This is a genomic window from Pseudomonas sp. DW-iso3, assembly GCF_058725305.1.
In genome coordinates this window covers 1-26,354 of record NZ_JBZXDZ010000002.1, presented here as the reverse complement: position 1 = coordinate 26,354, position 26,354 = coordinate 1, and the positions used below count along the sequence as shown (strand labels likewise).

20 protein-coding genes and 1 pseudogene are annotated in these 26,354 nt (G+C 61.7%); 7 read left to right on the top strand and 14 right to left on the bottom strand.

All coding sequences use genetic code 11. From position 1 onward, the window contains the following. Positions 1 to 123 precede the first annotated feature (123 nt). Positions 124 to 891 (top strand): methanethiol S-methyltransferase, encoded by a 768-nt coding sequence (gene mddA, locus AC4PS7_RS05865; protein WP_010209907.1) that lies wholly within the window; start codon positions 124 to 126, stop codon positions 889 to 891. A gap of 134 nt (positions 892 to 1,025) precedes the next feature. On the opposite strand, the gene glsB is transcribed toward mddA, so the two are convergent. Then, on the bottom strand, positions 1,026 to 1,934 hold the full coding sequence (glsB, locus tag AC4PS7_RS05860; RefSeq protein ID WP_492179223.1) for a glutaminase B: 909 nt from the start codon (positions 1,932 to 1,934) through the stop codon (positions 1,026 to 1,028). Between the two features lie 55 nt (positions 1,935 to 1,989). Continuing rightward, the gene (locus AC4PS7_RS05855; RefSeq protein WP_029529123.1) at positions 1,990 to 2,334 is read right to left on the bottom strand and encodes a hypothetical protein; all 345 of its coding nucleotides are present in this window, start codon (positions 2,332 to 2,334) and stop codon (positions 1,990 to 1,992) included. A gap of 90 nt (positions 2,335 to 2,424) precedes the next feature. Here AC4PS7_RS05855 and AC4PS7_RS05850 point away from each other — a divergent pair, with 90 nt between their 5' ends. Further along, entirely contained in the window at positions 2,425 to 2,772 is a 348-nt protein-coding gene (locus AC4PS7_RS05850; protein WP_010209902.1) for a hypothetical protein, read from the top strand. Positions 2,773 to 2,795: 23 nt separating this feature from the next. On the opposite strand, the gene AC4PS7_RS05845 is transcribed toward AC4PS7_RS05850, so the two are convergent. After that, on the bottom strand, positions 2,796 to 3,206 hold the full coding sequence (locus AC4PS7_RS05845; protein ID WP_010209901.1) for a hypothetical protein: 411 nt from the start codon (positions 3,204 to 3,206) through the stop codon (positions 2,796 to 2,798). A 120-nt stretch (positions 3,207 to 3,326) separates the two neighbouring features. Here AC4PS7_RS05845 and AC4PS7_RS05840 point away from each other — a divergent pair, with 120 nt between their 5' ends. After that, complete coding sequence (locus AC4PS7_RS05840) at positions 3,327 to 4,193, top strand: AraC family transcriptional regulator (protein ID WP_010209900.1); 867 nt, start codon at positions 3,327 to 3,329, stop codon at positions 4,191 to 4,193. On the opposite strand, the gene AC4PS7_RS05835 is transcribed toward AC4PS7_RS05840, so the two are convergent. Further along, positions 4,184 to 4,813 carry a ribonuclease T2 family protein gene (locus AC4PS7_RS05835; RefSeq protein ID WP_010209899.1) on the bottom strand — a complete coding sequence of 210 codons (630 nt, stop codon included), beginning with the start codon at positions 4,811 to 4,813 and terminating at the stop codon, positions 4,184 to 4,186. The two genes, AC4PS7_RS05840 and AC4PS7_RS05835, sit on opposite strands and share 10 nt — an antisense overlap. A 36-nt stretch (positions 4,814 to 4,849) precedes the next feature. Further along, complete coding sequence (locus AC4PS7_RS05830; protein WP_010209897.1) at positions 4,850 to 5,830, bottom strand: Gfo/Idh/MocA family protein; 981 nt, start codon at positions 5,828 to 5,830, stop codon at positions 4,850 to 4,852. Positions 5,831 to 5,957: 127 nt separating this feature from the next. On the opposite strand from AC4PS7_RS05830, the gene AC4PS7_RS05825 reads away from it, so the two are divergent. Beyond that, a complete protein-coding gene (locus tag AC4PS7_RS05825) occupies positions 5,958 to 6,320 on the top strand; it encodes an NUDIX hydrolase (RefSeq protein WP_010209895.1) in 363 nt (120 codons plus the stop codon). 44 nt (positions 6,321 to 6,364) lie between these two features. Here the strand turns inward: AC4PS7_RS05825 and AC4PS7_RS05820 are convergent, their stop codons facing one another. Beyond that, positions 6,365 to 9,001: an MGH1-like glycoside hydrolase domain-containing protein gene (locus AC4PS7_RS05820; protein ID WP_010209892.1), complete on the bottom strand. Its 2,637-nt coding sequence runs from the start codon at positions 8,999 to 9,001 to the stop codon at positions 6,365 to 6,367. 69 nt (positions 9,002 to 9,070) lie between these two features. Beyond that, positions 9,071 to 10,480, bottom strand: a complete 1,410-nt coding sequence (locus tag AC4PS7_RS05815) for an OprD family outer membrane porin (protein ID WP_021491606.1) — start codon at positions 10,478 to 10,480, stop codon at positions 9,071 to 9,073. Positions 10,481 to 10,769: 289 nt separating this feature from the next. Between AC4PS7_RS05815 and hglS the strand changes: the two genes are divergently transcribed. Next, on the top strand, positions 10,770 to 12,146 hold the full coding sequence (hglS, locus tag AC4PS7_RS05810) for a 2-oxoadipate dioxygenase/decarboxylase HglS (RefSeq protein WP_492179222.1): 1,377 nt from the start codon (positions 10,770 to 10,772) through the stop codon (positions 12,144 to 12,146). Positions 12,147 to 12,323: 177 nt separating this feature from the next. On the opposite strand, the gene AC4PS7_RS05805 is transcribed toward hglS, so the two are convergent. Further along, positions 12,324 to 12,548, bottom strand: coding sequence for a DUF465 domain-containing protein (locus tag AC4PS7_RS05805; RefSeq protein ID WP_069673384.1), 225 nt, complete (start codon positions 12,546 to 12,548; stop codon positions 12,324 to 12,326). A gap of 175 nt (positions 12,549 to 12,723) precedes the next feature. On the opposite strand from AC4PS7_RS05805, the gene tkt reads away from it, so the two are divergent. Beyond that, positions 12,724 to 14,781 carry a transketolase gene (tkt, locus tag AC4PS7_RS05800; protein ID WP_021491608.1) on the top strand — a complete coding sequence of 686 codons (2,058 nt, stop codon included), beginning with the start codon at positions 12,724 to 12,726 and terminating at the stop codon, positions 14,779 to 14,781. 52 nt (positions 14,782 to 14,833) lie between these two features. On the opposite strand, the gene uvrA is transcribed toward tkt, so the two are convergent. From uvrA to lexA, 6 genes are all read right to left on the bottom strand, one after another. Beyond that, positions 14,834 to 17,350, bottom strand: coding sequence for an excinuclease ABC subunit UvrA (gene uvrA, locus AC4PS7_RS05795; protein WP_069673383.1), 2,517 nt, complete (start codon positions 17,348 to 17,350; stop codon positions 14,834 to 14,836). Continuing rightward, complete coding sequence (locus AC4PS7_RS05790) at positions 17,347 to 19,059, bottom strand: ATP-binding protein (protein ID WP_010209882.1); 1,713 nt, start codon at positions 19,057 to 19,059, stop codon at positions 17,347 to 17,349. Before AC4PS7_RS05790 ends, uvrA begins: the two co-directional genes overlap by 4 nt. Positions 19,060 to 19,168: 109 nt before the next feature. Then, positions 19,169 to 22,261, bottom strand: coding sequence for an error-prone DNA polymerase (locus AC4PS7_RS05785; protein WP_222942626.1), 3,093 nt, complete (start codon positions 22,259 to 22,261; stop codon positions 19,169 to 19,171). After that, positions 22,237 to 23,649: a Y-family DNA polymerase gene (locus tag AC4PS7_RS05780; RefSeq protein WP_042572206.1), complete on the bottom strand. Its 1,413-nt coding sequence runs from the start codon at positions 23,647 to 23,649 to the stop codon at positions 22,237 to 22,239. The genes AC4PS7_RS05785 and AC4PS7_RS05780 overlap by 25 nt, the downstream gene beginning before the upstream one ends. A gap of 7 nt (positions 23,650 to 23,656) precedes the next feature. Next, positions 23,657 to 24,271 (bottom strand): translesion DNA synthesis-associated protein ImuA, encoded by a 615-nt coding sequence (imuA, locus tag AC4PS7_RS05775; protein ID WP_042572205.1) that lies wholly within the window; start codon positions 24,269 to 24,271, stop codon positions 23,657 to 23,659. Then, positions 24,271 to 24,888: a transcriptional repressor LexA gene (gene lexA / locus AC4PS7_RS05770; protein WP_021492567.1), complete on the bottom strand. Its 618-nt coding sequence runs from the start codon at positions 24,886 to 24,888 to the stop codon at positions 24,271 to 24,273. Before lexA ends, imuA begins: the two co-directional genes overlap by 1 nt. 201 nt (positions 24,889 to 25,089) lie before the next feature. Here lexA and AC4PS7_RS05765 point away from each other — a divergent pair. Further along, positions 25,090 to 26,354, top strand: a pseudogene (locus tag AC4PS7_RS05765) (type IV secretion protein Rhs); the annotation flags it as partial.

The following is a 26,354-nucleotide window of genomic DNA, read 5'->3' as shown; positions in this document are numbered from 1 at the left end:
TAAACACTCTAAAGAGCTGTCAACACTCACAGGTTACTGAACCGACGCACCCTGCTAGCCTGAGCCAGTCGAACTCAATCCTCGTCTGGCTCACGCCTTTACCATGTGCGAAAGGAATCGTCCATGAACCCACAAACACACGCCGACAGCCTCCCCGCGCGCTTGGTCGGGTTGGTGTACAGCATCGCTTGCTACGTGGTTTTCCTACTCACCTTTTTATACCTGATGGGGTTCTTGGGCAGCGTCGTGGTGCCCAAGAACATCAACGCGGGGCGACTTATCGACTGGCCTCTGGCAACGTTGATCAACGGTTTGCTGATCATCCTGTTTGGTCTACAGCACAGCGTCATGGCGCGTAAACGCTTCAAGAGCAGGTTGACTGCACTCATTCCGACGGCGGCTGAACGCTCCACCTATGTGTTGTTCAGCAGTCTGGTACTGGGGGTGATGTTCTGGCTGTGGCACCCCATCACCTATCAGGTATGGCATATCGAAACAGCCTGGGCGAGGGCTTTGATAACGGGGCTGTTCTGGGCGGGGTGGGCCATTGTGTTATTGGCGACGCTGTTGATCAGCCACTTCGAACTCTTCGGGCTCAAGCAAGCGATTGACCGCTGGCGCGACACAGCGCAACACGCGCCAGTGTTCAGGACCCCGCTGCTCTATAAGATCATTCGTCACCCGCTGTATCTTGGGTTCCTGATTGCCTTTTGGGCTACGCCGGACATGACGGTCGGTCATTTACAGTTTGCGATGGGGCTGACGGTCTATCTCTTTATCGGCACCTACTTTGAAGAGAAGGATCTGACGGTGTTGTTTGGAGACAGGTATCGCGAGTATCAGGGAGAGGTCAGCATGATTTTTCCGATGCCGAAGAGACGTTCAAAATGAAGCAACGCAGATACTGAACAGGTCCCCGCCACAGGGGGAGAGAGTTCGCTCCCACGCAGAGTGAACTGACCCCACAAAGTTGGACGTTTACCCATCTATGCCTGAGCGGCCTGAGTGCTGCCATCCGACGCGATCTAAAACACCGACCACCCAATCCGCTCACTCAACAACTCCAATGCCTTCATCCCCGCCAGCGAGTTCCCCGCCGCGTTCAACTCCGGTGACCACACGCACACCGTAAACTGCCCCGGCACCACGGCGACAATCCCGCCGCCTACCCCGCTCTTGCCCGGCAACCCCACGCGATAGGCAAAATTTCCCGCTTCATCATAGAGCCCGCTGGTGGCCATGATCGAGTTGACCTGCTTGGTCTGGCGCGCGGTGAGGACCTGCTCGCCGCTGTGGGCGCTCTCGCCTTCGTTGGCCAGGAAACTGAAGGCCCGGGCCAAATCCAGGCAGCTCATTTGCAGCGCGCAATAATTGAAATAGCTGTGCAGCACCGCATCGACATCGTTGTGAAAGTTGCCGAACGACTTCATCAGGTAGGCCATGGCCGCGTTGCGCGCGCCGTGTTGGGCTTCGGACTCGGCGACGACGCTGTTGACCAGGATCTGCGGGTTGCCGGACAGACGCCGCACAAAGTCGCGCATCGACAAAATCGGCACGGCGAAGCGCGATTGGTTGATGTCGCAGATCACTAGCGCGCCGGCATTGATGAACGGATTACGCGGGCGGCCGCGTTCGAACTCCAGTTGCACCATGGAGTTGAACGGCTGCCCCGAAGGTTCGTGGCCCAGGCGTTCCCAGATGGTTTCGCCGCCGTGGTCGATGGCCTGCACCAGGCTGAACACTTTGGAGATGCTCTGCACCGAGAACAGCGTATCGGCATCACCGGCGCAGTAGGCCGCACCATCGTTGCCGTAAACGGCGATGCCGAGTTGGTTGGCGGGCACATCGGCAAGTGCGGGGATGTAGTCGGCGACTTTGCCGAGGCCGATCAGGGGGCGCACTTCGTCGAGGATCGACGAGAGCATCGCCTGCATGTCTTGTCCTGTCATCTGTGTTTGAATCGCTGGCAAACGGGTCGCGGAGGATACTTCAATGCGCCCGAAAGCCCCACACAATCTCGACCACCCGTTCGGCGATCACCAGGTAGACAAGGATCAACAATAACTGCAGCGCCAGGTGATAACGCAGCTTGGCGAGCCGGCGAATACCGTCGCTGATATTCAGGAGCATCAACAGCGTCGACAGGATGATCAGGCCCCAGCCGGCCACGCTGGAGGCAAACACCCCGATAAACAAGTCACGCTGACCCAGCAACGTATTCGTCCCCGCCGCAAACAGCAGTGCACACACCAGCAAGTTTTTCACGTTGTCGAAGATCTGCGTGCTCAGATCGTTTTCCAACAACGCCATATACCGCTTCCATAACGTGCGCATGGCCAGTACCGGGTAGGGATCGCTCGTCAATCAAAGTAGTCCAAATGCCCGTACACTGCACCGTTGCGCTTATTCCATGAGGACTTTTGCATGAAATTGATGATCGGCCTGGCCGCCCTGCTGTTGGTATCGGCTTGCACCACGACCACACCCACCACGCCCCCCGCCCAAGACTCCGCTGCGTCAACATGCCTGGCCGGCGGCGGCACGATGAAGCAAGTCGGCAAGTTGCAGACCTGGAAGTGCATCACGCCGTACAGGGACGCGGGCAAGGCGTGCACCGATTCGAGCCAGTGCGAGGGTGAGTGCCAGACCAGCGTGACCACGCAAACAGGCACCACACCGATCAGCGGCACCTGCCAGGTGGATAACAGCCACTTCGGCTGCTCGGCGACGGTGGAGAAAGGCAAGCTGGGGCGGGCGATCTGCGTGGACTGAGCCATATCCCCCTGTAGGAGCGGTTAGAAGTGCGCCACATCCGACACCCGCTCATCCAGCACATCCCGCGCCAGTGCCCAGGCGCTTTCCCTGGATTCCACCACCAGCAGCGGGTAGCCCCAGGCCTTGCCGAACATCGCGGCAAACGGCTTGAGCGCCAAGCGTTGCGCGGCGCTGGGCTCCACCTGAATCATGCCTTTGACGTAGGTGCGCAGCGCCTGTTTGTTTTTCTTCATCCAGATCGACGCGTGCTTGCGCTCCTCGTGGGAGTGCTCGTGGTTGTTTTCATCCACGGATTTCTCGTGCAGCAGCACGAAGGATTGCTGGCGGGCCAGCAGGCTTTCGAAGGTCAGGAAGGCATCTTCCGGCCCGCCCTCGTTGGGTGCATCGAAGACGATTTTCACCACTGGGAATGTTGAACTGTCGAGTCGCATGGCAAAGCCCCTTGAGTAGCCTTTGATGAGAGTGAATCTCATCATAAGGCTCAACCCGCTGGACGGCATTGCACAGAATAGCCAGAATGTTTCGCAATTCAGCCAAAACGTGAAGCCGTCATGCAACGCCACCGCCTTGATCATCGTGATCCCGCCAGAGTCAGGGACGCCGACCTGCTCCCGCGCGCCGTGGTGGCCGTGAACGCCACCAGCACGTCCGAGAGCTGGGAGCATGCCCCGCATTCCCATCGCAAAGGGCAGCTGATGTACACCCTGCGCGGGGTGATTCATTGCCAGATCGAGGCTGGCATCTGGATCGTGCCGCCCCAGTGCGCGCTGTGGATTCCCGGCGGCCTGCCCCATGCGGCGCGCGGTTCCGGCGAAGCGGAGGTGTATTGCCTGTTGATCGACCCGGACGCCGCCGGCGCCCTGCCCGCGCAATGTTGCACGCTGTCGGTGTCCGGCCTGTTGCATGAACTGATCAGCAAGGCCGTAAGCTTCCCGCAACTGTATGACGAGGACGGCGCACAGGGGCGCCTGATCCGCACACTGCTGGACGAGCTGGCCCAGGCGCCCATCGAGGACCTGCACCTGCCGATGCCCCGGGATCCGCGCTTGCGGCGCCTGGCCGACAGCCTGCTGGCCGACCCCGGCGACAAGGCCACGCTCGGCCAATGGGCCATGCGCATCGGCATGAGCGAGCGCAGCATGACGCGCCTGTTGCTGGAAGAATTTGGCTTGAGTTTCGGCCGCTGGCGCCGGCAGTTGCATGTGATCCTGTCACTGCAACGCCTGGCCAGGGGCGACAGTGTGCAGCGGGTCGCTCTGGACCTGGGCTACGAGAACGCCAGCGGCTTCATCACCATGTTCCGCAAGGCGGTAGGCCAGCCGCCAGCACGTTACCTGGCAGATCGCGCCGGGGCGCCAACGGCCAACGCCGCGGCAACCATTGCGTTGCACGCGCTCCAGACGCCGGATCAGCGCTGAACCGGAATACGAATATCACCGCCGCGACACTGGGTTTTCACACTTTTGGGGCAGCCGGCAAAGCGCAGTTCCTTGCTCAGGCACACGCGCACTTCGGACAGCACCTTGCCCTTGCAGATCACCGCCATGCTGTGATCGCCCATGGCGGGGTTGCTCTGGCGGAACAACTGTTCGATGTCCCGTGCTTCAAGGTAATTGGGCACATTGAATGGCTGCAGTTGCTGCGGGATCTGCACCGTGGCCAGCGCCGCGTCGGTGGCGTCCAGGTAACGCGTGGGTCCCAGGCCGCTGCACGTACCGTGTTTGGCCCACTCATGCTTGAGCAATGCCTGGGTGGGAAACATCAGCGCGCCCTTGGCGATGTCTTCGGCCGACAGCCGCGATTGCGGGTCACACGACGCCGGCCACCCGCCTCGGGCATACTGCGGCCATAACCCGTGCAATACAAAGCCGTAGCCTTTACCCGTGCATTGCTCGTTGCTCGGGTGCGTCAGGCAGAACGTGGGCGACCACGACAGTGACAACACATAAAAATCAAAATCCCCTGCCGGGCGTTGTTCTCGTGGTGCGGCCATTGCGCTGGTGGCAATGACCAGCCACACCATCATCCAGAATTTCATCCATCTGTTCCTTGAAAAAACACAACCCTATCGTACCTAGCCAGGATGATGGGGGTTACGCTGTAGCACCTTGTCGAGGATCCGATCGGTCTTCAACGCCTCGATCGCCTGTGAGGGGTGTTCGGCTTCCCCGCGAATATGGGCGTTCATGGCCAGCACATGATGCCACTGGATATGCGCGTGGCAAGGCACCTCCCGCACCTCGTCCACCTCGCCTTCAAGGCGCAGCGGCTGGTCTTCGAACACTGCAAACGTGATGCGCCCCTTGCTGCCGATCAGCTCGACCTTGTCTTCGCGGCGGTCGGCGACAAAATTCCAGCAGCCCATGCCCAGCGCGCCGGACGCGAACGTCCAGCAGGCGGTCACCGCATCCTCGGCGGCGTAGCGCCCGGCCTGTCGCGCGGTAAAGCCCGAGACCTCGACGATATCCCCGGCCAGGTACTGGAACAGATCAAACCCATGGCTGGCCAGGTCGGCAAAGTAACCCCCACCGGCAATGAGCGGGTCGGTGCGCCAATTGGCGGCGCTGGCGTCGTCGGCGCCCGGTGGCTTGCACAAGGTCCAGGTCAGGTGACGCAATTGGCCAATACGCCCGTCCTGCAGCCACTGGCGCACTTGCTGGAAACGCGGCAGTGAGCGGCGGTAATACGAGACAAACAGATGCAGGCCGGCACGCTCGAAGGTGCGCTGCATCAATGCGCTTTGCTCGGCATTCAATGCCATCGGTTTTTCGACACAGCAATGCTTGCCCGCGGCGGCCACCATCAGGCTGTATTCCAGGTGGCTGTCGGGTGGCGTGGCGATGTACACCGCGTCCACTTCGGGATCGTTGATCAGGGCCTGGGCATCGGTGTAGAAGCGGGCAATCCCGTGGCGTGTCGCATAATCGCGCACAGCCTCTTCACGGCGCCCCATCACGGCGACCAGCGCCGAACCTGGCGCTTTGTAGAAAGCGGGTCCACTCTTTAACTCAGTGACACTGCCACAGCCGATCATGCCCCAGCGTACGGTGCTCATCTGCTCTCCTCGTCCGTTTTGATCAATCGGGCAGTATCCACAACCCCACGCGTCAGCGCCATAACCACTTAGCATGACAATTGCATTACACTTTTATGACATTCATCCCACTGCGGGGGCACAGACGATGAAAATAAGGGCCACGGTCATTTGCGAACACGAGGGGCATATCCTCTTCGTACGCAAGGCCAGATCGAAATGGGCGCTGCCGGGCGGCAAGGTCGAACGCAATGAGCGCCCGGTCGGCGCGGCGGAACGCGAACTGGAAGAAGAAACCGGATTGAACGTGGACGGCTTGCTGTACTTGCAGGAACTGAAGGCTCGCGACACCGTTCACCACGTGTTCGAAGCGTCAGTGGTGAACATCGCCGATGCAAAACCCTGCAATGAAATAATCGATTGCCAGTGGCACCCTTATGGCGCCATGGATGAACTGGACACCACCGACGCCACCCGGCACATCGTTAAATCCTTCCTGCGTCGCCTGTAGTTCAGCGCTCTGCCCGCTCACCACAACAATCGCCACAAAGAAACTCAAGCCCCTGGCTGCAGTAGCAACGCCACCAGCGCGCTCCACCCCGTCTGGTGGGACGCGCCCAGTCCGCGCCCGGTTTCCCCGTGGAAATACTCGTGGAACAACACCAGGTCGCGGCTGGCCGGGTCAGCTTCCAGCTGGGCGTACCCTGCCATCGACGGCCTTGAGCCATTTTCGTCGCGCAGAAACAGACGCGTCAGGCGCTGACTGAGGCTGTTGGCGACGTCCTCCAGGGAGGACAGGTAACCACTGCCGGCCGGGTACTCCACCGAGAAGTTGTCCGCGTAGTAGCGGTGAAACTCTCGCAACGACTCGATCAGCATGTAGTTGACCGGCATCCACAGCGGCCCGCGCCAGTTGGAATTCCCGCCATACAACCGCGAGTCGGATTCGCCGGGTTGGTAGCTCGCACACAGGGTATTGCCGTTCATCTTCAACGCCAGCGGTTGTTCCGCGAACGCCTTGGACAGGGAGCGCACGCCAAACGCCGACAAGAACTCTTCGTCAGCCAACATGCGCCGCAACAAATCCTTGGTGCGCTCACCACGCAACAATGCCAGCAACAGGCGATTGCCCTGCCCCGGCTCGTTCCAGCGCGAGACCAATTTGGCCAGGTCCGGCCGGTGCTTCATAAACCCCAGCAAACGCTCGCGCAAACCTTCCAGGCCTTCATGCTCGCGCTGCTCCAGCACCAACACGGCAAACAGCGGCATCAGCCCGACGATCGAACGTAGGCGCACCGGCTCGTTCGCGCCGTCGGGCCGGTGCAGCACGTCGTAGAAGAACAGGTCCTGCTCGTCCCACAGGCCTTCCGCGCTGTCGTCGACGCGGTTGATGGCGCCGGCGATATACAGGAAGTGCTCGAAGAACTTCACGGCAATGTCGACGTACACGCCATTGCGCTTGGCCAGCTCCAGGGCGATGCGCATCAAGTCCAGCGCATAGGCCGCCACCCACGCGGTACCATCGGCCTGGTCCAGCTGGTAACCCGGTGGCAACGCGGCCGAGCGATCGAACAACGCGATATTGTCCAGCCCGAGGAAGCCGCCCTGGAACAGGTTGCGTCCCTCCGCGTCCTTACGGTTGACCCACCAGGAAAAATTCAGCAGCAGCTTGTGGAAAATTCGCTCAAGAAAATCCATATCGCCTACGCCAGTCAGCGCTTTGTCCTGCTGATAGACACGCCAACTGGCCCAGGCATGCACCGGCGGATTGGCGTCGTCGAAGCGCCATTCATAGGCCGGCAACTGGCCGTTGGGGTGCATGAAACGGTCCTTCACCAACAGCAACAGCTGTTGCTTGGCGTATCCCGGATCGATCAGCGCGATGGCCACCGCCTGGAAGCCCTGGTCCCATGAGGCGTACCACGGGTATTCCCAGGTATCAGGCATCGAGAGGATGTCGAAGTTGGACAGGTGCCGCCAATGGGTATTGCGGATATGCAGGCGCTCGGGCGGCGGCGCGGGTTGTGCCGGGTCGCCGTCGAGCCATTGGTTCACATCGAAATAATAGAGCTGCTTTGACCAGAGCAACCCGGCCAAGGCTTGACGCTGCACATTGCGCGCATCCTCATCGGCGATGTTGTGTTGCAAGGCGGCATAGAAGTCATCGGACTCCTGGCGGCGCTGTTCGAACAGCTTGCGGGCGTTGACCTGCGGTGCATCAACGGGGGCGAAACGCAGGTAGAGGGTTTTGTTTTCCAGGCCTGCCAGCTCAAGGATGAAGCGCGCCGCGACTTTTGTGCCGCGGTCACGGCGAATCGCCGATTGCACACCCGCCACCACGTAATCATTGATCCCGTCCTTGAACGGTCCCGGCGCCGGCTGCCCATTCAGCCGCGCAACGTTGGTCTCGTTCTCGCAAAACAACCACTCCACGCCGTCCTGGCCCCAGGCGCCGAGATGCCGATCAGGCAACTCAGGGTGGCGCGCCAGCACCTGTTCCCCGTCCATCGTCAATTGCGGCTTGGGCGCGTCGAAGGTCCAGCTCCAGTCATTGCGCGCCCAGAGTTGAGGCACTACCTGCACGCGCGTCGACTGCTCCGAACGGTTGCGCACAGTCACGCGCATGAAAATGTCGTCGGGCTGATGCTTGGCATATTCGACGCTGACATCGCAGTAACGGTTGTCTTCGAACACGCCGGTATCGAGGATCTCGTATTCGGCATCCGCCAGGCCACGGCGGGCGTTTTCGCTGATCAGGTCGTCATAGGGAAAGGCGGCATGCGGGTATTTGTAGAGCATGCGCATATAGGCATGGCTCGGTACGCCGTCGACGAAAAAATACAGTTCCTTGACGTCCTCACCGTGGTTGCCCTCGGCGTTATTGAGGCCGAACAAGCGCTCCTTGATGATCGCATCGCGCTCGTTCCACAGGGCCAGGCCCAGGCACCAGCGTTGCGCCTTGTCGCTGAATCCCGCCAAACCATCCTCGCCCCAGCGATAGGCACGGCTGCGCGCGTGTTCATGGGGGAAGTAAGTCCAGGCATCGCCATCGGCGCTGTAGTCTTCGCGCACCGTGCCCCATTGGCGTTCGCTTAAATAAGGGCCCCACTCGCGCCAACGTTCGGCATCCTGCTGCGCCAAGCGTTGGCCTTCGAGGGTTCCAAGTATCCGGTTGTCGGGTGTGGCCGTCATCGGGTCCTCCATCGCCTACCCAGTGAGAGGCAGTGTAGAGCCCAATGACGTCCGGGCGCACATGAAGACTTAGAAGATCGCGTAGGTGTAGTTGAAGATCAGGCGGGTTTGGTCCTGGTCGGCGGTGCCGGTGTTTTTACCGTGATAGGTGCCGGTACGGAAAGTCGTACCAAACCCTTTCAGCGGACCGGCCTGCACGACGTAGTCCAGGCGGAAGTCGGCTTCGTTTTCTTTCTGGTCAGGGCCACCGGCCACCTTCGACTTGATGTCCCTGCCGTCCAGGTAAGCCACGGACGCCTTCAGACCCGGCACATAGGCCTTGAAGTCATACGAGTACTGACCAAAGTTGACCTGTTCGCCCGCACGGGAGAACTGGCCGACCACGGCGTCGGTGAACAGGTAGAAGTCGCTGCCGCCGGCGCCTTGTGCGTGCGGGTCGGCCAGGCTGCCCTGGTTCACCCACACGAAGCCGCCGTCATCACCCACGCCTATGTGGCCAAGCATCAGGCTGCTGCCGCCCAACTGGTAGGTGAAGGCCGCACTGTAGGTTTTGTTGTCCACTTCGTTGGCGTGCTTGGCGTAGCCACCGTTGTTGTTGAACTGGTAACCGCTCTCGCCGTTCTTGCCGTCGCTGGAGCTGTCGAAGTAGCGCAGGTCGGTCTTGAACGACCGATCATTGCCCAGCGGCAGCACGTGGACCAGGCCGAAGTAGTTCTGTTTGTAGAAGTCCTGCAGCTGCGCGTAGTAGTACTGCAACGTCAGGTTTTTCGCGATCACGTTCTCGGAAGAACCAAACGGTTTGTAGTCCACCCCACCGAATTTGAAGCTGTCGCTGTCGCGGGTACCGCCTGCCACGCTCAAGCCCGTGGAGTTGCTGGAAGCACGGCCTTCGGCGCGGTTCAGTTCACCGCCGGTGAAGGTGACATTGGGGATGTCATTGGAGGTGAGGATGCCGCCGTCAAAGGTCTGCGGAGCCACGCGACTGTCGTTGGAAACCAGGATCGGCAACACCGGCGCCAAGCCGCCACCGACATGCAATTCGGTCTGGGAAATGCGGAACTTCACGTTGCCCGCCGCGCGGCCGAAGGAATCCGCAGGCTCGGTGCCGTTGTTCTTTGTCGGGAAGAAGCTGTTGCCGTTGCCCGAAAGGCCCGCGCCCGCCGTGTGGCCATCACCGCCATCCAGACGCAGTGCGCCGAAAGCCATGACGTCAAAGCCCAAGCCGATGGTGCCTTGGGTGAAACCGGATTTGTAGTCAAAACGCAGCGCGGTTGCGGCTTCGCGCAGGTCGTTGTTGGTCCCCGAGCGGTTATCCGCGCTGTAGTACATGGTCCGCGAGCTGATGGCCGCATGACTGTCTTCCAAGAAGCCGCTGTGACCGTTGCCGGTGCCCAGCGAACCGAGCCCGAAATCATCAGCGAACGCCTGTTGTGCAAGAACGGCGGCGGTGATCGACAACGCCAGTGTAGAAATTTTCATTAACGACAGCCCCTAAACATTTTTTTATGTGTCTGGTGTGCATAACGGCGTTTTCATCCTTGCAAACGTGACGATTCTTTCATGCCGACCAGGGCGGAATCCGTGAAGAATTAGTTAGGAAAGCCGCCGTTAAATGAAATTTCTCACGGGATGTTTTTTGTCATATTCACGTCATCTCATTCATTTGCAGAATGAAGTCCTGAGGAATCTTCGTTTGCAAGGGTGCTTTGCGCTCAACAAAATCCAGGCAAAGGCCACCTCTACCGCTATAGCCATCAGGAATTTTTCTATGCCCAGCACCGCACATGTCAGCCCCGACCAGATCCGTAGGGGCTTTTCCAAGGCCATGTCCGACATGTACCGAGATGAAGTTCCCCTGTATGGCGCCCTGATGGAGCTGGTGGCCGAGACCAATGCCCACGTACTCGACACCCAGCCGCAGCTGGCGCAGCAGCTGCAACGCACCGGCGAAATACAGCGCCTGGACATGGAGCGCCACGGCGCGATCCGCCTGGGCACCGCGGCAGAGCTGGCGACCATCAGCCGCCTGTTTGCCGTAATGGGCATGCAACCGGTGGGCTACTACGACCTGACACCGGCCGGCGTACCGGTGCACTCCACCGCGTTTCGCGCCGTGCATGAACAGGCGTTGCAAACCAGCCCGTTTCGGGTATTTACCTCATTGCTGCGCCTGGAACTGATCGAAAATCCCGACCTGCGCGCCTTCGCCGAAACCGCGCTGGCCAAGCGCTCGATCTTCACCCCTGGCGCCCTGACGCTGATCGAACAAGCGGAAAAGGACGGCGGCCTCAACGCCGAGGACGCCGATGAGTTTATCCGCCAGGCCCTGGAAACCTTCCGCTGGCACCACACCGCCACCGTCACCGGCGCGCAGTACCAGCAACTGAGCGACCAGCACCGCCTGATCGCCGACGTGGTCGCCTTCAAAGGCCCGCATATCAACCATCTGACCCCGCGCACCCTGGACATCGACCAGGTCCAGGCCGCCATGCCCGGCAAAGGCATCACCCCCAAGGCTGTGATCGAAGGCCCACCGCGCCGGCATTGCCCGCTCCTGCTGCGCCAGACCAGCTTCAAGGCCCTCGACGAACCCATCGCCTTTACCGACGCTCAAGGCAGCCACAGTGCGCGCTTTGGCGAAATCGAACAGCGCGGCGTGGCGCTCACCCCCAAAGGCCGCGCGCTGTACGACCAGTTGCTGAACGCCGCGCGCGACGAATTGGGCGCCTTTCCCAATGAGGGCAACGCTGCACGTTATGTCGAATTGATGGAACGGCATTTCCAGGCGTTCCCGGATAACCATGCACAGATGCGCGAACAGGGCTTGGCCTACTTCCGCTACTTCGCCACCGAACAAGGTTTGGCGGCGCGCGGCACTGCCGCTCAACCGCGCACACTGGAAGCGCTGGTCGAGGCCGGCCACATCGATGTGGAGCCGTTGGTGTATGAGGATTTCCTACCGGTGAGTGCGGCGGGGATTTTTCAGTCGAACCTGGGGGATGCAGCCCAGAGTCACTACGCGGCCAACTCGAATCGGGCCGAGTTTGAAAAGGCGCTGGGACGTCGGACGATTGATGAATTGAAGCTGTATGGCGAGACGCAGCAACGCTCTATCGATGAATGCACAAAGGCACTGCTGGCCTGAAATGAAGTGCCCACCCGACTCACCAGCACAATCCTTGCGCCGCAACAGTCCCCAGAGCCGGGTGGGCGGTCGGCATGATAGGCAGAGAGAAGCATCCTGTCCCCCAGACAATTCTGAACAAATATGTCCGTCCCTGCTGTAGGAGCAAGCTTGCTCCTACAGGGGAGGCGTTTTGGTTTACCCCAGCTTTGCGACAATGTCGTCTTTGATCAACAGCCGCTTCTTCTTCAGCTTCTCCACATCCTCATCGCTGGCGCTTGCCGATTCTGCCTTCAGCACCTCCTTATCAGCGTCATCGTATTGAGTGAGCAGCGAGTCCAGGCGTTTATCGCTCGCCCTGCGTTCGTGAACGACTTCCTTGCTAAACCCCAAGTCCTGATACAGGTCGTGTTTCACTGGCATGGCGTACCTCCGCAAGTTGATCAATGGCTTACGCCCTAGAAGCTAGACCATTGCGAGGGGTCTTGTCATGTCCGGGGTCAATACAGCCCCGTTCGTCGCAGCGCGGGCGTTTGGATCAAACCTTTGCCGCCCCCTGCCCTCCACTCTAGATAGCCAACCGAGGGAGACCGGTTTCATGACTCATGCTGCCACTGATATCGACACCCAATGCATCAACACCCTTCGCACCTTGGCCATGGACGCCGTGCAGAAGGCCAATTCCGGCCATCCGGGCACGCCCATGGGCCTGGCACCGGTGGGGTATACGTTGTGGAGCCGCTTCCTGCGCTATCATCCCCAGCATCCCGACTGGCCCAGCCGTGACCGTTTTGTGTTGTCCGTTGGTCATGCCTCGATGCTGCTGTATTCGCTGCTGCACCTGGCCGGCGTAGTGGAATTGGATGCCAACGGCGAGCGCACCGGCCAACCCGCGGTCAGCCTGGACGATATCAAGCAATTTCGACAAGCCGGCTCCAAGACCCCCGGCCACCCCGAATACCGCATGACCACTGGCGTGGAGACCACCACGGGCCCGCTCGGCCAGGGCTGTGCCAACAGTGTCGGCATGGCCATGGCCGAACGCTGGCTGGCCAAGCGCTTCAACCGCGAAGAAAAAACCTTGTTCGACTACAACGTCTATACCCTGTGCGGCGACGGCGACATGATGGAAGGCATCAGCGGTGAAGCCGCGTCCTTGGCCGGTCACTTGAAGCTGGACAAGCTGTGCTGGATCTATGACAACAACACCATCAGCATTGAAGGCCACACTGAACTTGCGTTCAGCGAAGACGTGATCCAGCGCTTCCAGGCGTATGGTTGGCACACCCTGCACGTTACCGATGCCAACGACTTGCAAGCCCTGAGCAATGCCTTGGAAGCCTTTCATTGCAATCGTGGCGCACCCACGCTGATTGTGGTCGACAGCGTGATTGGCTATGGCTCACCGCACAAACACAACACGGCCGCCGCCCATGGCGAGCCCTTGGGCGAAGAGGAAATTCGCCTGACCAAGTCGGCGTATGGCTGGCCCGAGGACTCGAGCTTCCTGGTCCCCGAAGCAGCACGCGCGCAATTGCGTGATGCCCTGCTTGAACGCAGCGAGCCCCTGTATGAAAAATGGACCGAACACCTGTCCTTGCTGGAGCAGTTCGAACCGGAATTGGCCGATGAATTGAGACGTATGCGTGCCGGGGAAATGCCGGAACACTGGCAGAAGCACCTGCCGGACTTCGATACCGACCCCAAGGGCATCGCAAGCCGCGCCGCTGGCGGCGAGGTGCTGAATGCGTTTGCCGAACAGGTCCCCTGGCTGCTGGGCGGTTCGGCGGACTTGTCACCGTCGACCAAGACCAACCTTACCTTTGACGGTGCCGGGCGTTTCAGTGCCGACGACTACAGCGGGCGCAACCTGCACTTCGGCATTCGTGAGCACGCCATGGGCGCGATCGCCAACGGGCTGGCGCTGTCCTACCTGCGGCCATACACCTCGACGTTCCTGGTGTTCAGCGATTACATGAAACCGCCGATCCGCCTGGCGGCGATCATGGAGTTGCCGGTGGTGTTCGTGTTTACCCATGACTCGATTGGCGTGGGTGAAGATGGGCCGACGCACCAGCCGATCGAACACCTTACGCAGTTGCGCGCCACGCCGGGGCTGCTGACCCTGCGGCCGGGCGATGCGAATGAAACCCTGGAGCTGTGGAAGGTTGCCCTGGCGCAAACCCATCGGCCGAGTTGCGTGGTGTTGTCGCGTCAGCCGTTACCGACGCTGGATCGTACAAAGTACGCAGCGGCGTCCGGGGCGGCCAAGGGGGCTTACGTGCTGGCCGCTGCCGACCATCCCAAGGTCTTGCTGTTGGCGACCGGCAGCGAAGTCGGCCTGGCCGTAGCGGCCTATGAGCAGCTGAAGACCGAAGGGATTGCCGCGCAAGTGGTGTCCATGCCCAGCTGGGAATTGTTTGAAGACCAGGACCAGGCCTACCGCGACAGTGTGCTGCCGCCGGCGGTGAAAGCGCGGGTCGTGGTGGAACAGGCAGGCCCATTGGGCTGGGACCGTTATGTAGGCCAGACCGGCGCCAAGGTGGTGATGAACAGCTTCGGTGCGTCCGCGCCGTTGGCCAAGTTGCAGGAGAAGTTCGGGTTTACCGTGGAGAATGTGGTGAGGCAGGCCAAGCAGCAAATCCAACAGACCTGACAGCTTTTGTATAGGCGCCGGGCTTGTCGGCAAGCCCCGCGCCTACACAGGTTTAGAGTGCTTTCGCCAGGAAGGCGGCAGTCCGGCTTTTCTTGCTCTTCGCAACTTTTTGCGGCGTACCACTGGCCACCACGGTCCCGCCCAAATCCCCTGCCCCCGGCCCGATATCTATCACCCAATCACTCTGCGCCACCACGCGCATCTCATGCTCCACCACAACCACCGTATGCCCCGCATCCACCAAGTGATTCAACTGGCTGAGCAAGCGGTCCACATCCCGCGGATGCAGGCCTGTAGTCGGCTCATCCAGCACGTACAAGGTCGCGCCCCGCGCATTGCGTTGCAGCTCGGTCGCCAGTTTGATGCGCTGCGCTTCACCGCCCGACAGCTCGGTGGCCGGTTGGCCCAGACGCAGGTAGCCCAGGCCGATATCCCGCAGCACCTGCAACGAGCGCAGCACGCTCGGTTGTTCGGCAAACACTTCGACCGCCTGCTCGACCGTCAGCCCCAACACTTGGGCGATGGTCAAACCTTGCCATTTGACCGCCAAGGTCTCGGGGTTGTAGCGCGCCCCATGACAGGTCGGGCATGGCGCGTACACACTGGGCATGAACAGCAACTCGACACTGACAAACCCTTCCCCTTCGCAGTTCGGGCAACGCCCCTTGGCGACGTTGAACGAGAATTGCCCGGCATCGTAGTGCCGTTTCTTCGCCGCCGGTGTAGCCGCGAACAGCTTGCGCACATTGTCGAACAGCCCGGTATAGGTCGCCAGGTTCGAACGTGGAGTGCGGCCGATGGGTTTCTGGTCTACCTGCACCAGGCGGCGGATGTGCTCCAGACCGGCGTGGATGTGCCCGCCGCTGGTTTGCGGCGCATCGTCTTCCAGGCTTGGTTCTTCGTCATTTTCCACCACGCGCCCTAAACCGGCGCTCACCAGTTCCAGCAGCGCCTGGCTGACCAGGCTGGACTTGCCCGACCCGGAAATCCCGGTGACCGCCGTGAAGCAGCCCAGCGGAAAATCGACATTCAGGTCCTTGAGATTATTACGCGTCACACCTTGCAGTGTCAGCCAACCGGTGGGTTCACGGCGCTCTTGCTTGGAGAGACGCTTTTCAGCGAACAGATAGGCGCGGGTCTGCGACGCCTGCACCTGTGCCAGCCCCGCAGGCGGGCCGCTGTACAGCACCTGGCCGCCATGTTCGCCGGCCGCCGGGCCAACGTCGATCAGCCAGTCGGCGCGGCGCATGGTTTCCAGGTCATGCTCCACCACAAACAATGAATTGCCCGCCGCTTTCAAACGGTCCAGTGCGGTGAACAGTGCCTCGCCATCCGCTGGATGCAAGCCTGCCGAAGGCTCATCCAGCACATAGATCACGCCGAACAACTGCGAGCCCAATTGCGTGGCCAGGCGCAGACGCTGCAACTCGCCGGACGACAAGGTTGGCGTGCTGCGCTCCAGGGACAGATAACCCAGGCCCAACTCGGTCAAGGTGCTGACCCGCTCCAGCAAGTCCTGGGCAATACGCTGGGCGGCGAGGCGTTTTTCCACCGAGAGTTTCATCGTGTCCTGCCCCGCCGCCACCGGCCGCAGTAACTCGGCCAATTGCGCCAATGACAACTGTGACAACTCACCTATGTCCACCCCGGCAAACTTCACCGACAGCGCAGCCTTGGTCAGGCGTTTGCCCTCGCACAACGGGCAGGCGCTGCCCTGCATGAACTGTGACACGCGCTTCTTCATCAGCGCGCTCTGGGTGTGGGCGAAGGTGTGCAGGATGTAACGCCGGGCGCCCATGAAGGTGCCCTGATAGCTCGGCTCCAGTTTGCGTTTCAGCGCATCGCGGGTCTGCTCCGGGGTAAAGCCGGCATAGACCGGTACGGTGGGAGTTTCTTCGGTGAACAGGATCCAGTCGCGCTGCTTTTTCGGCAGGTCGCGCCAGGGGATATCCACGTCGTAGCCAAGGGTCACCAGAATGTCCCGCTGGTTCTGGCCTTGCCACGCCAATGGCCAGGACGCCACCGCGCGCTGGCGGATGGTCAGCGAAGGGTCCGGCACCATCAGTGCTTCGGTCACTTCATACACACGGCCCAAGCCATGGCATTGCGGGCACGCACCCTGGGGCAGGTTCGGCGAGAAGTCCTCGGCGTACAGCATCGGCTGTCCCGGCGGATAACTGCCGGCGCGGGAATACAACATGCGGATCAGGCTCGACAACGTCGTCACGCTGCCCACTGATGAGCGCGCGCTCGGCGTACCGCGCTGCTGTTGCAGGGCCACGGCGGGCGGCAGGCCTTCGATGCTGTCCACGTCCGGCACGCCCACCTGGTCGATCAGCCGTCGGGCATACGGCGCCACCGACTCGAAATAACGCCGCTGCGCTTCGGCATACACCGTGGAAAACGCCAGGGACGACTTGCCGGAACCCGACACGCCGGTGAACACCACCAAGGCATCCCGGGGAATATCCACATCAACATTCCGCAGGTTGTGTTCGCGGGCGCCACGCACACGGACGAAACCGGTTTGCTGGGCAGTGATTGCAGGCGTGTTGCGCTGTGAAGTCATGGACAACCTTGTCGGGCGGTGAGCACGCTGCGCACCCGTTGCGTCAGCGCTTCGGGGCTGTAGGGCTTGCTCAGCAGATGAATATCGGCGCTCAGCAGATGATTGCTGGAGAGAATGTCACGGGTGTGGCCGGAGGTGAACAGGACTGCCACCGGCGGGTTTTGCGCACGCGCCCAGTTGGCCAGGTCGGTGCTTTTGACGCGGCCGGGCATGACCACATCGGTGAAAATCAGCTCCGGCTGCAAACCGGCTTGTAGCTTGAGCATGGCCTGGTCACCGTCATCGGCCGTGAGCACGGTGTAGCCGGACTGTTCGAGTAACTCGACGACGGTCAGGCGCACGCCTTCATTGTCCTCGACCACCAGGATGGTTTCCTGGCCGCTGCTTAGGGGGAGTTGGTCGATATGCACATCGAGGCTTTCCGGCTCCAGGCTGTGAGGGAAATACATCTGCACCACCGAGCCCTTGCCCTCCTCGCTCCACATCTCCACATGCCCGCCACTCTGGCGCACAAAGCCGAACACCATGCTCAGGCCCAGGCCGGTGCCATGGCCTTCGCGCTTGGTGGTAAAGAAGGGTTCGAACGCACGTTTCAAGGTGGACTCGGACATACCCACACCGGTGTCGATGACCGCCAGGCGCACATATTCGCCCGGCTTGATGCCTTTACCCGCGCAATCGTCCGGATTAAGGATGATGTTCTCGCCGGTGATACGAATCACGCCCTCGCCGTTCATGGCGTCCCGGGCATTGATCGCCAGGTTGAGCAGTGCATTTTCCAGTTGGTTGCGGTCGACGTTGATAAACCACGAGTCCTGGGGCAGTTGCACATCGATATGGATGGTTTCCCCCAGCGCCCGTTGCAGCAGCTCGCCGAGTCCTGCGTAGATACGTTGCGGGTTGTAGACCGCCGGTGACAAAGGTTGGCGACGGGCAAACGCAAGCAATTGCGATGACAGCTTGGACCCGCGCTCCACCGCCGCAATGGCCGCGGCGACACGGCGCTGCACCTGGGCGTTGTCCGGTTCGTGGCGGGCCAGCAAATGCAGGTTGCCGGCGATCACTTGCAGCAAGTTGTTGAAGTCGTGGGCCACACCGCCGGTCAGGCCGCCGATGGCTTCGAGTTTCTGTGACTGACGCAGTTGGTCCTCGGCGGCCGAGCGCGCCTGCACTTCAGCGGCGACCCGCTGCTCCAGGTTATGCGTGAGCTCCTGGCGCACCTGTTCGGATTTCACCAGCTCGGTGGTCTCCACCACAATCGCCAACACCCCCGCCGGTTGCTGGTTGTCGCCGGCGACGGGGCTGTAATACAGGTCCAGCCATACGGTTTCTGGCTTGCCGTTGCGCAACAGCACCAGGTCCTTGTTGTTGAATGACAGCGTGCCGCCTGCCAGGCAAGTGTCCACCACGTGACGGTTGAACTCGGCGACTTCCGGCCACCCCAGTTCTACCGGCGTACCCAGCAGGTACGGGTGGCGACCACCGGCAAAGACCGAATAGCTGTCGTTGTAGATCATGTACCCCCATTGCCCCCACAGCATCACCATGGGCACGGGTGATGCCAGCATCATCTGCACGGTGCAGGTCAGGCTGGTGGACCATTTGTCGATAGGGCCCAGGTCGGTGGTGGCCCAATCGAAAGCGCGGATTCGCTGGGCCATTTCACCGGCCCAACCTTCACAGCCATGAGGGTTGGATAAAAATTGCATCATTGAACTCTGCGCAAAGAAAAGACAGCTGCGAAATTTGGAGCGCGTCAGAAGCTGATGGTTTCATCTTATATAACTTAGGGAGGAATGCCCGCAGAAACCACAGCCCCTAATGAAAATCCCGGCTGCGCACAGTGATGCCTTCCAGCAACGGCGTCAGGTCGGTGAGGCGCCCGGCGATCAGGTGCCGCACTTCACCCACCGCCTCCCAGCGCCCATCCACTTTCATCAGACGCGAGCCCACCAACGCCTGGCGTTGACGCTCAGCCAGATCGCGCCAAACCACCACATTGAGATTGCCGAATTCATCCTCCAGCGTGACAAAAGTCACCCCACTGGCTGTGCCGGGACGCTGACGACCGGTGACCAGGCCGGCAACGCTGACGTTGCGCCCATGCTCCACCGCCATCAGCTCCTGGGAACTGCGGCAGCGCCGCTTGCGCAGTTCCGCACGCAACAACGCCAACGGATGCGGGCCCAGGGTGGTGCCGACCGTGGCATAGTCGGCGTGCAAATCCTCACCCACCGTGGGCGACGGCAACTCCACCACGGCTTCGTCCGGACTCGGCAGGCCGGCAAACAGCCCGAGTTGCTTGTGTACACCGGCGACCTCCCAGCGCGCCTTGTGCCGGTTGCCCGCCAGGGCGCGCAAAGCACCGGCATCCGCCAGCAGTGCCTGGGCGCGTGCATCCAGCCCGGCACGATCGTCCAGGTCGGCAATATCGCTGAATGCCCGGCGGTGGCGTGCGGCTTCGATGCGCCGCGCGTCCTCTTCGCGAAACCCCGAGATCATGCGCAAGCCCATGCGAATCGCCGGCTGTGCCCCGTCGATCGGCTCCAGGCTGCAATCCCAGTCGCTGGCTTGCACGTCCACTGGCCGGATCTGCAAGCGATGGCGCCGTGCGTCCTGCAGGATCTGGTCCGGGCTGTAGAACCCCATGGGCCAGCTGTTGATCAGCGCACAGGCGAAGGCCGCCGGCTCATGGCACTTGAGCCAGCAACTGGCGTAGGTCAGCAAGGCGAAACTGGCCGCGTGGGATTCGGGGAAGCCATAGCTGCCAAACCCCTTGATCTGCTCGAAGATCTGCGCGGCAAAAGCTTCGCTGTAACCGTTTTTCAGCATGCCGGTGCGCAGGCGTTCCTGGTGCGGTTCCAGGCCACCGTGGCGTTTCCAGGCGGCCATGGAGCGGCGCAACTGGTCGGCCTCGCCTGGGCCGTAGTCGGCGGCGACCATGGCGATCTGCATCACCTGCTCCTGGAACAGCGGGATGCCCAGGGTACGTTCCAGCACAACTTTGAGTTCCGGCGAAGGATAAGTGGTTTCCTCCTCCTTGTTCCGCCGCCGCAAGTACGGGTGCACCATGCCACCCTGGATCGGCCCAGGTCGCACGATGGCGACCTCGATCACCAGGTCGTAGAACTTCTGCGGCTTGAGCCTGGGCAACATCGACATCTGCGCTCGCGACTCGATCTGGAATACGCCGATGGTGTCGGCCTTGCTGATCATCGCGTAAGTGGCCGGGTCTTCCTTGGGGATGGTTGCCAAGGCCAGGTCCCGGTTGCGATGGCGGCGCAGCAAGTCGAAACAGCGACGGATTGCGCTGAGCATGCCCAGGGCGAGGATATCCACCTTGAGCAAGCCGACGGCATCGAGGTCGTCCTTGTCCCACTGAATGATGGTGCGCTCGGCCATGGCGGCATTTTCCACCGGCACCAGGGTGTCCAGCGGGTATTCGGAAATCACGAAGCCACCCGGGTGCTGGGACAGGTGCCGGGGAAAGCCGATCAATTGCTGGGTCAGCGTGAGCACGCGGCGCAGGATCGGGCTGTCGGGGTCGAAGCCGCCTTCACGCAGACGATCCAGCGGGGGCGCTGCGTCACTCCAGCGCCCGCAGCAGTCGGCCAGGGCGTTGATCTGGTCCGGCGGCAGCCCCAGGGCCTTGGCCACATCACGCACCGCGCCGGACGCGTGGTAACTGCTGACCACCGCCGTCAGCGCCGCACGGGTACGGCCGTAACGCTGGAACACGTACTGCAGCACCTCTTCGCGGCGTTCATGTTCGAAGTCCACGTCGATATCCGGCGGTTCATTGCGCTCCCTTGAAAGGAAGCGTTCGAACAACATGCTGGTCAGGCTCGGGTCGATCTCGGTGATGCCCAGGGCATAACACACCGCCGAGTTCGCCGCCGAGCCGCGCCCCTGGCACAGGATCGACCGGCTGCGGGCGAACTGCACAATGTCGTGCACCGTAAGGAAGTAACTTTCGTAGCCCAGCTCGCTGATCAACTCCAGCTCGCTGTTGATCTGCTGCGCGGTCTTGGCGTCGACCCCTTGCGGCCAACGTTTGGCGATGCCTTCTTCGGTCACGGCGCGTAGCCAGGATTGGGCGTTGTGGCCAGCGGGCACCAGTTCGCGCGGGTAGTGATAACGCAATTGGCTGAGGTCGAAGGTGCAGCGGCGGGCAATGATCTCGGTTTCGTCGAGCAAGGCTTGCGGGTACAGCGCGGCCAGGGCGTCGAGGCTGCGCAGGTGCCGCTCGCCATTGGGGTGCAGGCGCGTGCCGGCTTCGGCCACCGGTACGTGATGGCGAATGGCAGTCATGGTGTCTTGCAGGGCGCGGCGGCCACGCGCATGCATGTGCACATCGCCGCAAGCCACCGCGGGGAGGTGCAGGCTGGCGGCCAGTTGCAGGCGTTGTTCCAAGTGACGCGCATCGTTCTGGCCGCAGTGCAAGTGCACCGCCAGCCACAGTCGCTCACCGAAGGTGCGGCGCAGCCATTGGCTATCGGCCTGGGTGTCGCTGTCTTCGGCCACCCACAGCGCCAGCAGGCCGGGCAGCGGTTGATCGAAGTCCTCGCGCAGCAGGCGATAGCTGCCCTTTTCGGCACGCCGCCGGGCCAGGGTGATCAAGCGGCACAGGTGCTGGTAGCCGCTGAGGTCTTCCACCAGCAGGACCAGTTTCGGGCCGTTGTCGATGCGCACCTCGCTGCCGATGATCAGCGGCAGCTCCACCGCCTTCGCCGCCTGCCAGGCGCGCACAATGCCGGACAAGGTGCATTCGTCGGTGATTGCCAGCGCGCTGTAGCCTTGGCGCTTGGCGCGCTCGAACAACTCCAGCGCACTGGAGGCGCCGCGCTGGAAGCTGAAGTTGGACAGGCAGTGCAGCTCGGCGTAACTCATGCAAACCAACCCTGCAACCATAATCCATCGCCCTGCCCCACGGTGCGAAAGGCCCAGCCTTGCTGACCGGCGCGCGTCTGGATCAGGTAGTAGTCGCGGCGGATATCGGCGCCGTCCCACCAGCCGGACTCGATGCGCTCAGGCCCCATGAGGATCTGCACACCCTGCTCGCCCAGCAAGGTCGGTTCGTTCAGCAGCCAGCCGGGGCGCTGCACGTTGTTCAGGGTTGGGCACAGGGTTTTATCCGCAGCCGCTTGCCAGGCGCATTCAGGTCGGTGGTCAGCGTGGAAGCGCAGGCCCTGCACCGCTTCATCGCCCAAGCGGGCACGCAGGCGTTCGCGCAGTTGCTCCCATGGCAGGGTTTGTTGCGGGCGGTCGTCGAACAGGTCCTGGCGCTGGGGCACGAACACCGGCAGGTCCTGGGCCACCAGGCGAAAGCCGCGGACCGGTGAGGTGACTTGGACTTGCTCCAGGCGGCCACGCGCCAGTTCAAACAGCATCGCCGGTTCACGCTCGGCACTGAGCAGGCCGACCTTGATCACGCTATCGGGCGCCTGGGCGTGCTCCAAGTGCAGGTCGAAGCGCTGCACGCCACTGTCGCGGCCACAGAGGAAGGCGGACAGATCGCCGGTCAAACGCCTTAAAGGAAACAGCAACGCCTGATGGGATTGCACATCGAAATTCAGCTCGATACGCACATCGAACCGGTCCGGCGGCTGATAGAACGCCAGGCCCAGCGGCCGGTGCCCGACCAGTGCATCCAGGTGCTTGAGCAAGCCGGCATCAAAGCGTCGCGCCAGGGTATGCCGAGGCAGCGCCTGCACCTGGGCCAATGTGCGCAGGCCCATGCGCGACAAGGCCGTAGCGGCCTGCGGGTCAAGACCGGCGCGGTCGATGGGCAGCGGCGCCAGGGCCTGCATCAAGCCGTCATCCTGCACCGCCAAACCATCGTAGATATTTGCCAGCACCCGCGCCGCCGCCGGGTTGGGTGCCGCGACGATACGGTGGCGAAAACCCAGTTCGGTCAACTCTCTGCGCAAGCGCGCTTCGAACCGTGGCCATGGTCCGAACAGCCCCAGGCTCGACTCGATCTCAAACAACAAAGCGCGTGGATAATACAGGCTGACTTGAGAGCTGAACTGATAGGCCCAGGCGGCGAGGAACTGCTGGTAGCGTTCGATCTCGGCGGGATCATATTCGGCGCTGGCAAAGGTCTTGGCCAGGGCATGTGCAGCTGTCAGGGATTGACCGGGGCGCAAGCCCAAGGCGCGGGCGGCGTCATTGACCGTTTGCAGCACACGCCGCTGTGGCGTACCGGCCAGCAAGACCAGAGGCTGCTCCGGTTCGGGATGCGCACGCTGCACTCCGTCCAGCGCCAATTGCGGGAAGACAATACACACCCAGCGCATGGCAACCTCAATGCCCCGCCAGCTTAATCGGCGCCGGATGGGCCAGGCCGCCCCGGCACTTGAGCACGCGCACCTGCGCGGGTTTGGCTTCCACGGCCAGGCGCAAGGCGGCGGGAGATGAGTTGACCGCCTCACTCAAGGCGCGCCAGGCAAAGGCCAGGGTCTGCCCGGTTTCCGCCGCCACTTGCAGGCGCCGCAGCGCGCGGTCATCGGCCTTGCGTGGCCAGCACAACACCGCGCCGCAACTGCCGGAACGCAGGCACTGTTCCACCGCCCACAGGGCATCACGCTCTTCGGCCTGGATCACCGAAAGCAAGCGCAGATCCACCCCGGCGTTCTGCCAGGCATGGGGGTACGGTGTATAGGGCGGCGCCACCAGCACAATGCGCTCCCGCGCCTTTGACAAGCGTGCCAGGGTCGGCAGCACCAGTTGCAGTTCGCCCACCCCCTCCTTGGCCATGAGGATTTCACTCAGGGCCGCCTCCGGCCAGCCGCCCGTGGGCAACACCGCATCCAGCGCCGCCAGCCCGGTGGGGTGCACACTGGCTGGCGGCGTGGCAGGCCGGCCTTTCCAGACACGCCCGCCATTGAACAGCGTGTCCAGTGCAACCACGGCGCCCATCAACCTTGCCTCACCAGACCGCAGAACACCCCTTCGATCGCCAGGTCCTGATCGGGCCCGACCACGATGGGTTGATACGCGGGGTTGCGCGGCAGTAAGCGCACGCTGTCGCCATGGCGTTCGAAACGTTTGATGGTCACTTCACCGTCCAGGCGCGCCACCACAATCTGCCCGTTCAAGGCCTCGGCACTGCGGCGCACGCCCACCAGGTCGCCATCGAGAATGCCGTCCTCGATCATCGAATCGCCCTGCACGCGCAGCAGGTAATCCGGGGTTTTCGCGAAGGTCGACGGGTCAAGTTGCAGGCGGCTATGCACCTCGGCATCGGCGCCGATAGGCGAGCCTGCAGCGACACGGCCAAGCACCGGCACATCCAGCCATTGCGGACGCATCGGTTGATTGAGCAAGCGAATACCGCGTGCCTGGTTCGGGTTGACCTCGATAAACCCGGCTTCAGTCAGCGCCAGCACATGCTTGCGCGCCACGCTGCGCGAGGCAAAGCCGAACGCCTCGGCGATCTCGGCGAGGCTGGGGGACTGGCCTTGCTGCGCGATACGGTCGCGGATGAAGGTCAGGATGGCGGTACGGCGGGGCGTTAGAGTTGTCATGGAGTACATTTGTACTCCTGTGGGAAATTTCTGACAATAGCCGCTAGTCGCGTGAGGGACGACAAGGTTTGTCGAAACGTCCTACATGTCTGCCGGATAAGCTCTACTCCCCTCCCGTGAAAAGGTCCGCAAAGTCCCTCGCCTGAGTACACAGTGCGAGGGATTGCGGATGGCATTGTTTGTTTGGCCCCCGGTTGATGGGGCCGCCTCATGATCGAAGTGACCAGCCAAACCATCGGCTATTTGGTACTGGCCACCCTGGATTCAAAGACGCGAGACGTTGAATCGGTCATCAGCGACTTCAAGCGCTGCCTCAATCACTACGATGCCTGGGCGGAAAGCTTTTTCAGCTTTTCGGCGCTGGATATCGAGCAGGTCTTCAAGGTCGGGGATGAAGTGGCGCTGGTCGCGCCGATCAACCGCTCCCTGTTTCCCAGCACCACCACCGCAACCTGCCAGGCCAACGGCACGTTGACCCTGGTGCACATGTTCCAGAGTTCACGGTTCGTGCCCATTGGCAATACGCCCGTGATGGTGCAACGCATCGATCCAACGGGTGGCCCGCTCGGGGAGCCCCTCCATAAAACCATTGGCCCGAGCGGCATTCTCGAAATCACTGAATGTGATCGCAACCAGCAGTACCGGGTCAGTTTCTACCCCAACGTTTCCACAGCGCATTTCAAGGCGCTGTACGCCTCTTACCAGTCGGTTATCGCGCCGCTGGAAGGTTGGCTGCGCGCTGAATGGACCACCACGTTTGAACCGCTGTGGAAGGGGTATTCCGAAGCCAACTTCCTGGAACGCTATCTCTCGCTGCACCAAGCCTACGCTCGGGGGTTTGGTGAGGCGTTGTATGCGCTCTGGGACAACATCAAGCAGATGTTTCAGTGGCTTTCGGACCCAATGGGTTACGCGGAAAAACTCCTGCATTACCTGTCCCAGGATGAATGTGAAAAGCTGTTGAAGCTCGGCACCGAAAGCATCGCAAAGGGCTTGTTGGTGCTGAGCGATGAGCCGCTGCTGTTCATTTATGTGTCGGCGATGGTCAGCTGGATGCGGATGTTGCCGCCGCCTTATATGAACGAGTTGCTGGGGGAAATCAGCGCTGAAGTATTGATCAATTTGCTGCTGTGTCTTGCTACCGCAGGAATGGGGATGGCGGTGCGCTTGAGTACGAAGGTGCTGGGCGGCATCAAGTCTCAGCGAGCGCGTAAGTGGTTGGAGCATATGGCTGGGCAGTTCGGGAGGTTCCGTGGGGATGACCACGCGGAGCTGGCTAAGCCGATATTGCTCAGTAGCCGGGCAACGAGGATCAAGACGATTCCGGATGTGCCGTTGAAGGCTGGAGATCAGGTGGTTGCCAACCCGGTGCCGGTGGTTCGGGATAAGGCCCAACGAACGGTGTTGGTGCGGCAGGAGACTGTCGACGATGTGCCTGCTTCCGCTCGAAACCCGGCTGGGAATGCCGCTGCGTC

What these genes read in the sequence shown, in the direction of transcription:
- mddA (WP_010209907.1), top strand. Translation starts at nt 124, where the DNA reads ATGAACCCACAAACACACGCCGACAGCCTCCCCGCGCGCTTGGTCGGG.
- glsB (WP_492179223.1), bottom strand. Translation starts at nt 1,934, where the DNA reads ATGCAGGCGATGCTCTCGTCGATCCTCGACGAAGTGCGCCCCCTGATC.
- AC4PS7_RS05855 (WP_029529123.1), bottom strand. Translation starts at nt 2,334, where the DNA reads ATGCGCACGTTATGGAAGCGGTATATGGCGTTGTTGGAAAACGATCTG.
- AC4PS7_RS05850 (WP_010209902.1), top strand. Translation starts at nt 2,425, where the DNA reads ATGAAATTGATGATCGGCCTGGCCGCCCTGCTGTTGGTATCGGCTTGC.
- AC4PS7_RS05845 (WP_010209901.1), bottom strand. Translation starts at nt 3,206, where the DNA reads ATGCGACTCGACAGTTCAACATTCCCAGTGGTGAAAATCGTCTTCGAT.
- AC4PS7_RS05840 (WP_010209900.1), top strand. Translation starts at nt 3,327, where the DNA reads ATGCAACGCCACCGCCTTGATCATCGTGATCCCGCCAGAGTCAGGGAC.
- AC4PS7_RS05835 (WP_010209899.1), bottom strand. Translation starts at nt 4,813, where the DNA reads ATGAAATTCTGGATGATGGTGTGGCTGGTCATTGCCACCAGCGCAATG.
- AC4PS7_RS05830 (WP_010209897.1), bottom strand. Translation starts at nt 5,830, where the DNA reads ATGAGCACCGTACGCTGGGGCATGATCGGCTGTGGCAGTGTCACTGAG.
- AC4PS7_RS05825 (WP_010209895.1), top strand. Translation starts at nt 5,958, where the DNA reads ATGAAAATAAGGGCCACGGTCATTTGCGAACACGAGGGGCATATCCTC.
- AC4PS7_RS05820 (WP_010209892.1), bottom strand. Translation starts at nt 9,001, where the DNA reads ATGACGGCCACACCCGACAACCGGATACTTGGAACCCTCGAAGGCCAA.
- AC4PS7_RS05815 (WP_021491606.1), bottom strand. Translation starts at nt 10,480, where the DNA reads ATGAAAATTTCTACACTGGCGTTGTCGATCACCGCCGCCGTTCTTGCA.
- hglS (WP_492179222.1), top strand. Translation starts at nt 10,770, where the DNA reads ATGCCCAGCACCGCACATGTCAGCCCCGACCAGATCCGTAGGGGCTTT.
- AC4PS7_RS05805 (WP_069673384.1), bottom strand. Translation starts at nt 12,548, where the DNA reads ATGCCAGTGAAACACGACCTGTATCAGGACTTGGGGTTTAGCAAGGAA.
- tkt (WP_021491608.1), top strand. Translation starts at nt 12,724, where the DNA reads ATGACTCATGCTGCCACTGATATCGACACCCAATGCATCAACACCCTT.
- uvrA (WP_069673383.1), bottom strand. Translation starts at nt 17,350, where the DNA reads ATGACTTCACAGCGCAACACGCCTGCAATCACTGCCCAGCAAACCGGT.
- AC4PS7_RS05790 (WP_010209882.1), bottom strand. Translation starts at nt 19,059, where the DNA reads ATGCAATTTTTATCCAACCCTCATGGCTGTGAAGGTTGGGCCGGTGAA.
- AC4PS7_RS05785 (WP_222942626.1), bottom strand. Translation starts at nt 22,261, where the DNA reads ATGGTTGCAGGGTTGGTTTGCATGAGTTACGCCGAGCTGCACTGCCTG.
- AC4PS7_RS05780 (WP_042572206.1), bottom strand. Translation starts at nt 23,649, where the DNA reads ATGCGCTGGGTGTGTATTGTCTTCCCGCAATTGGCGCTGGACGGAGTG.
- imuA (WP_042572205.1), bottom strand. Translation starts at nt 24,271, where the DNA reads ATGGGCGCCGTGGTTGCACTGGACACGCTGTTCAATGGCGGGCGTGTC.
- lexA (WP_021492567.1), bottom strand. Translation starts at nt 24,888, where the DNA reads ATGTACTCCATGACAACTCTAACGCCCCGCCGTACCGCCATCCTGACC.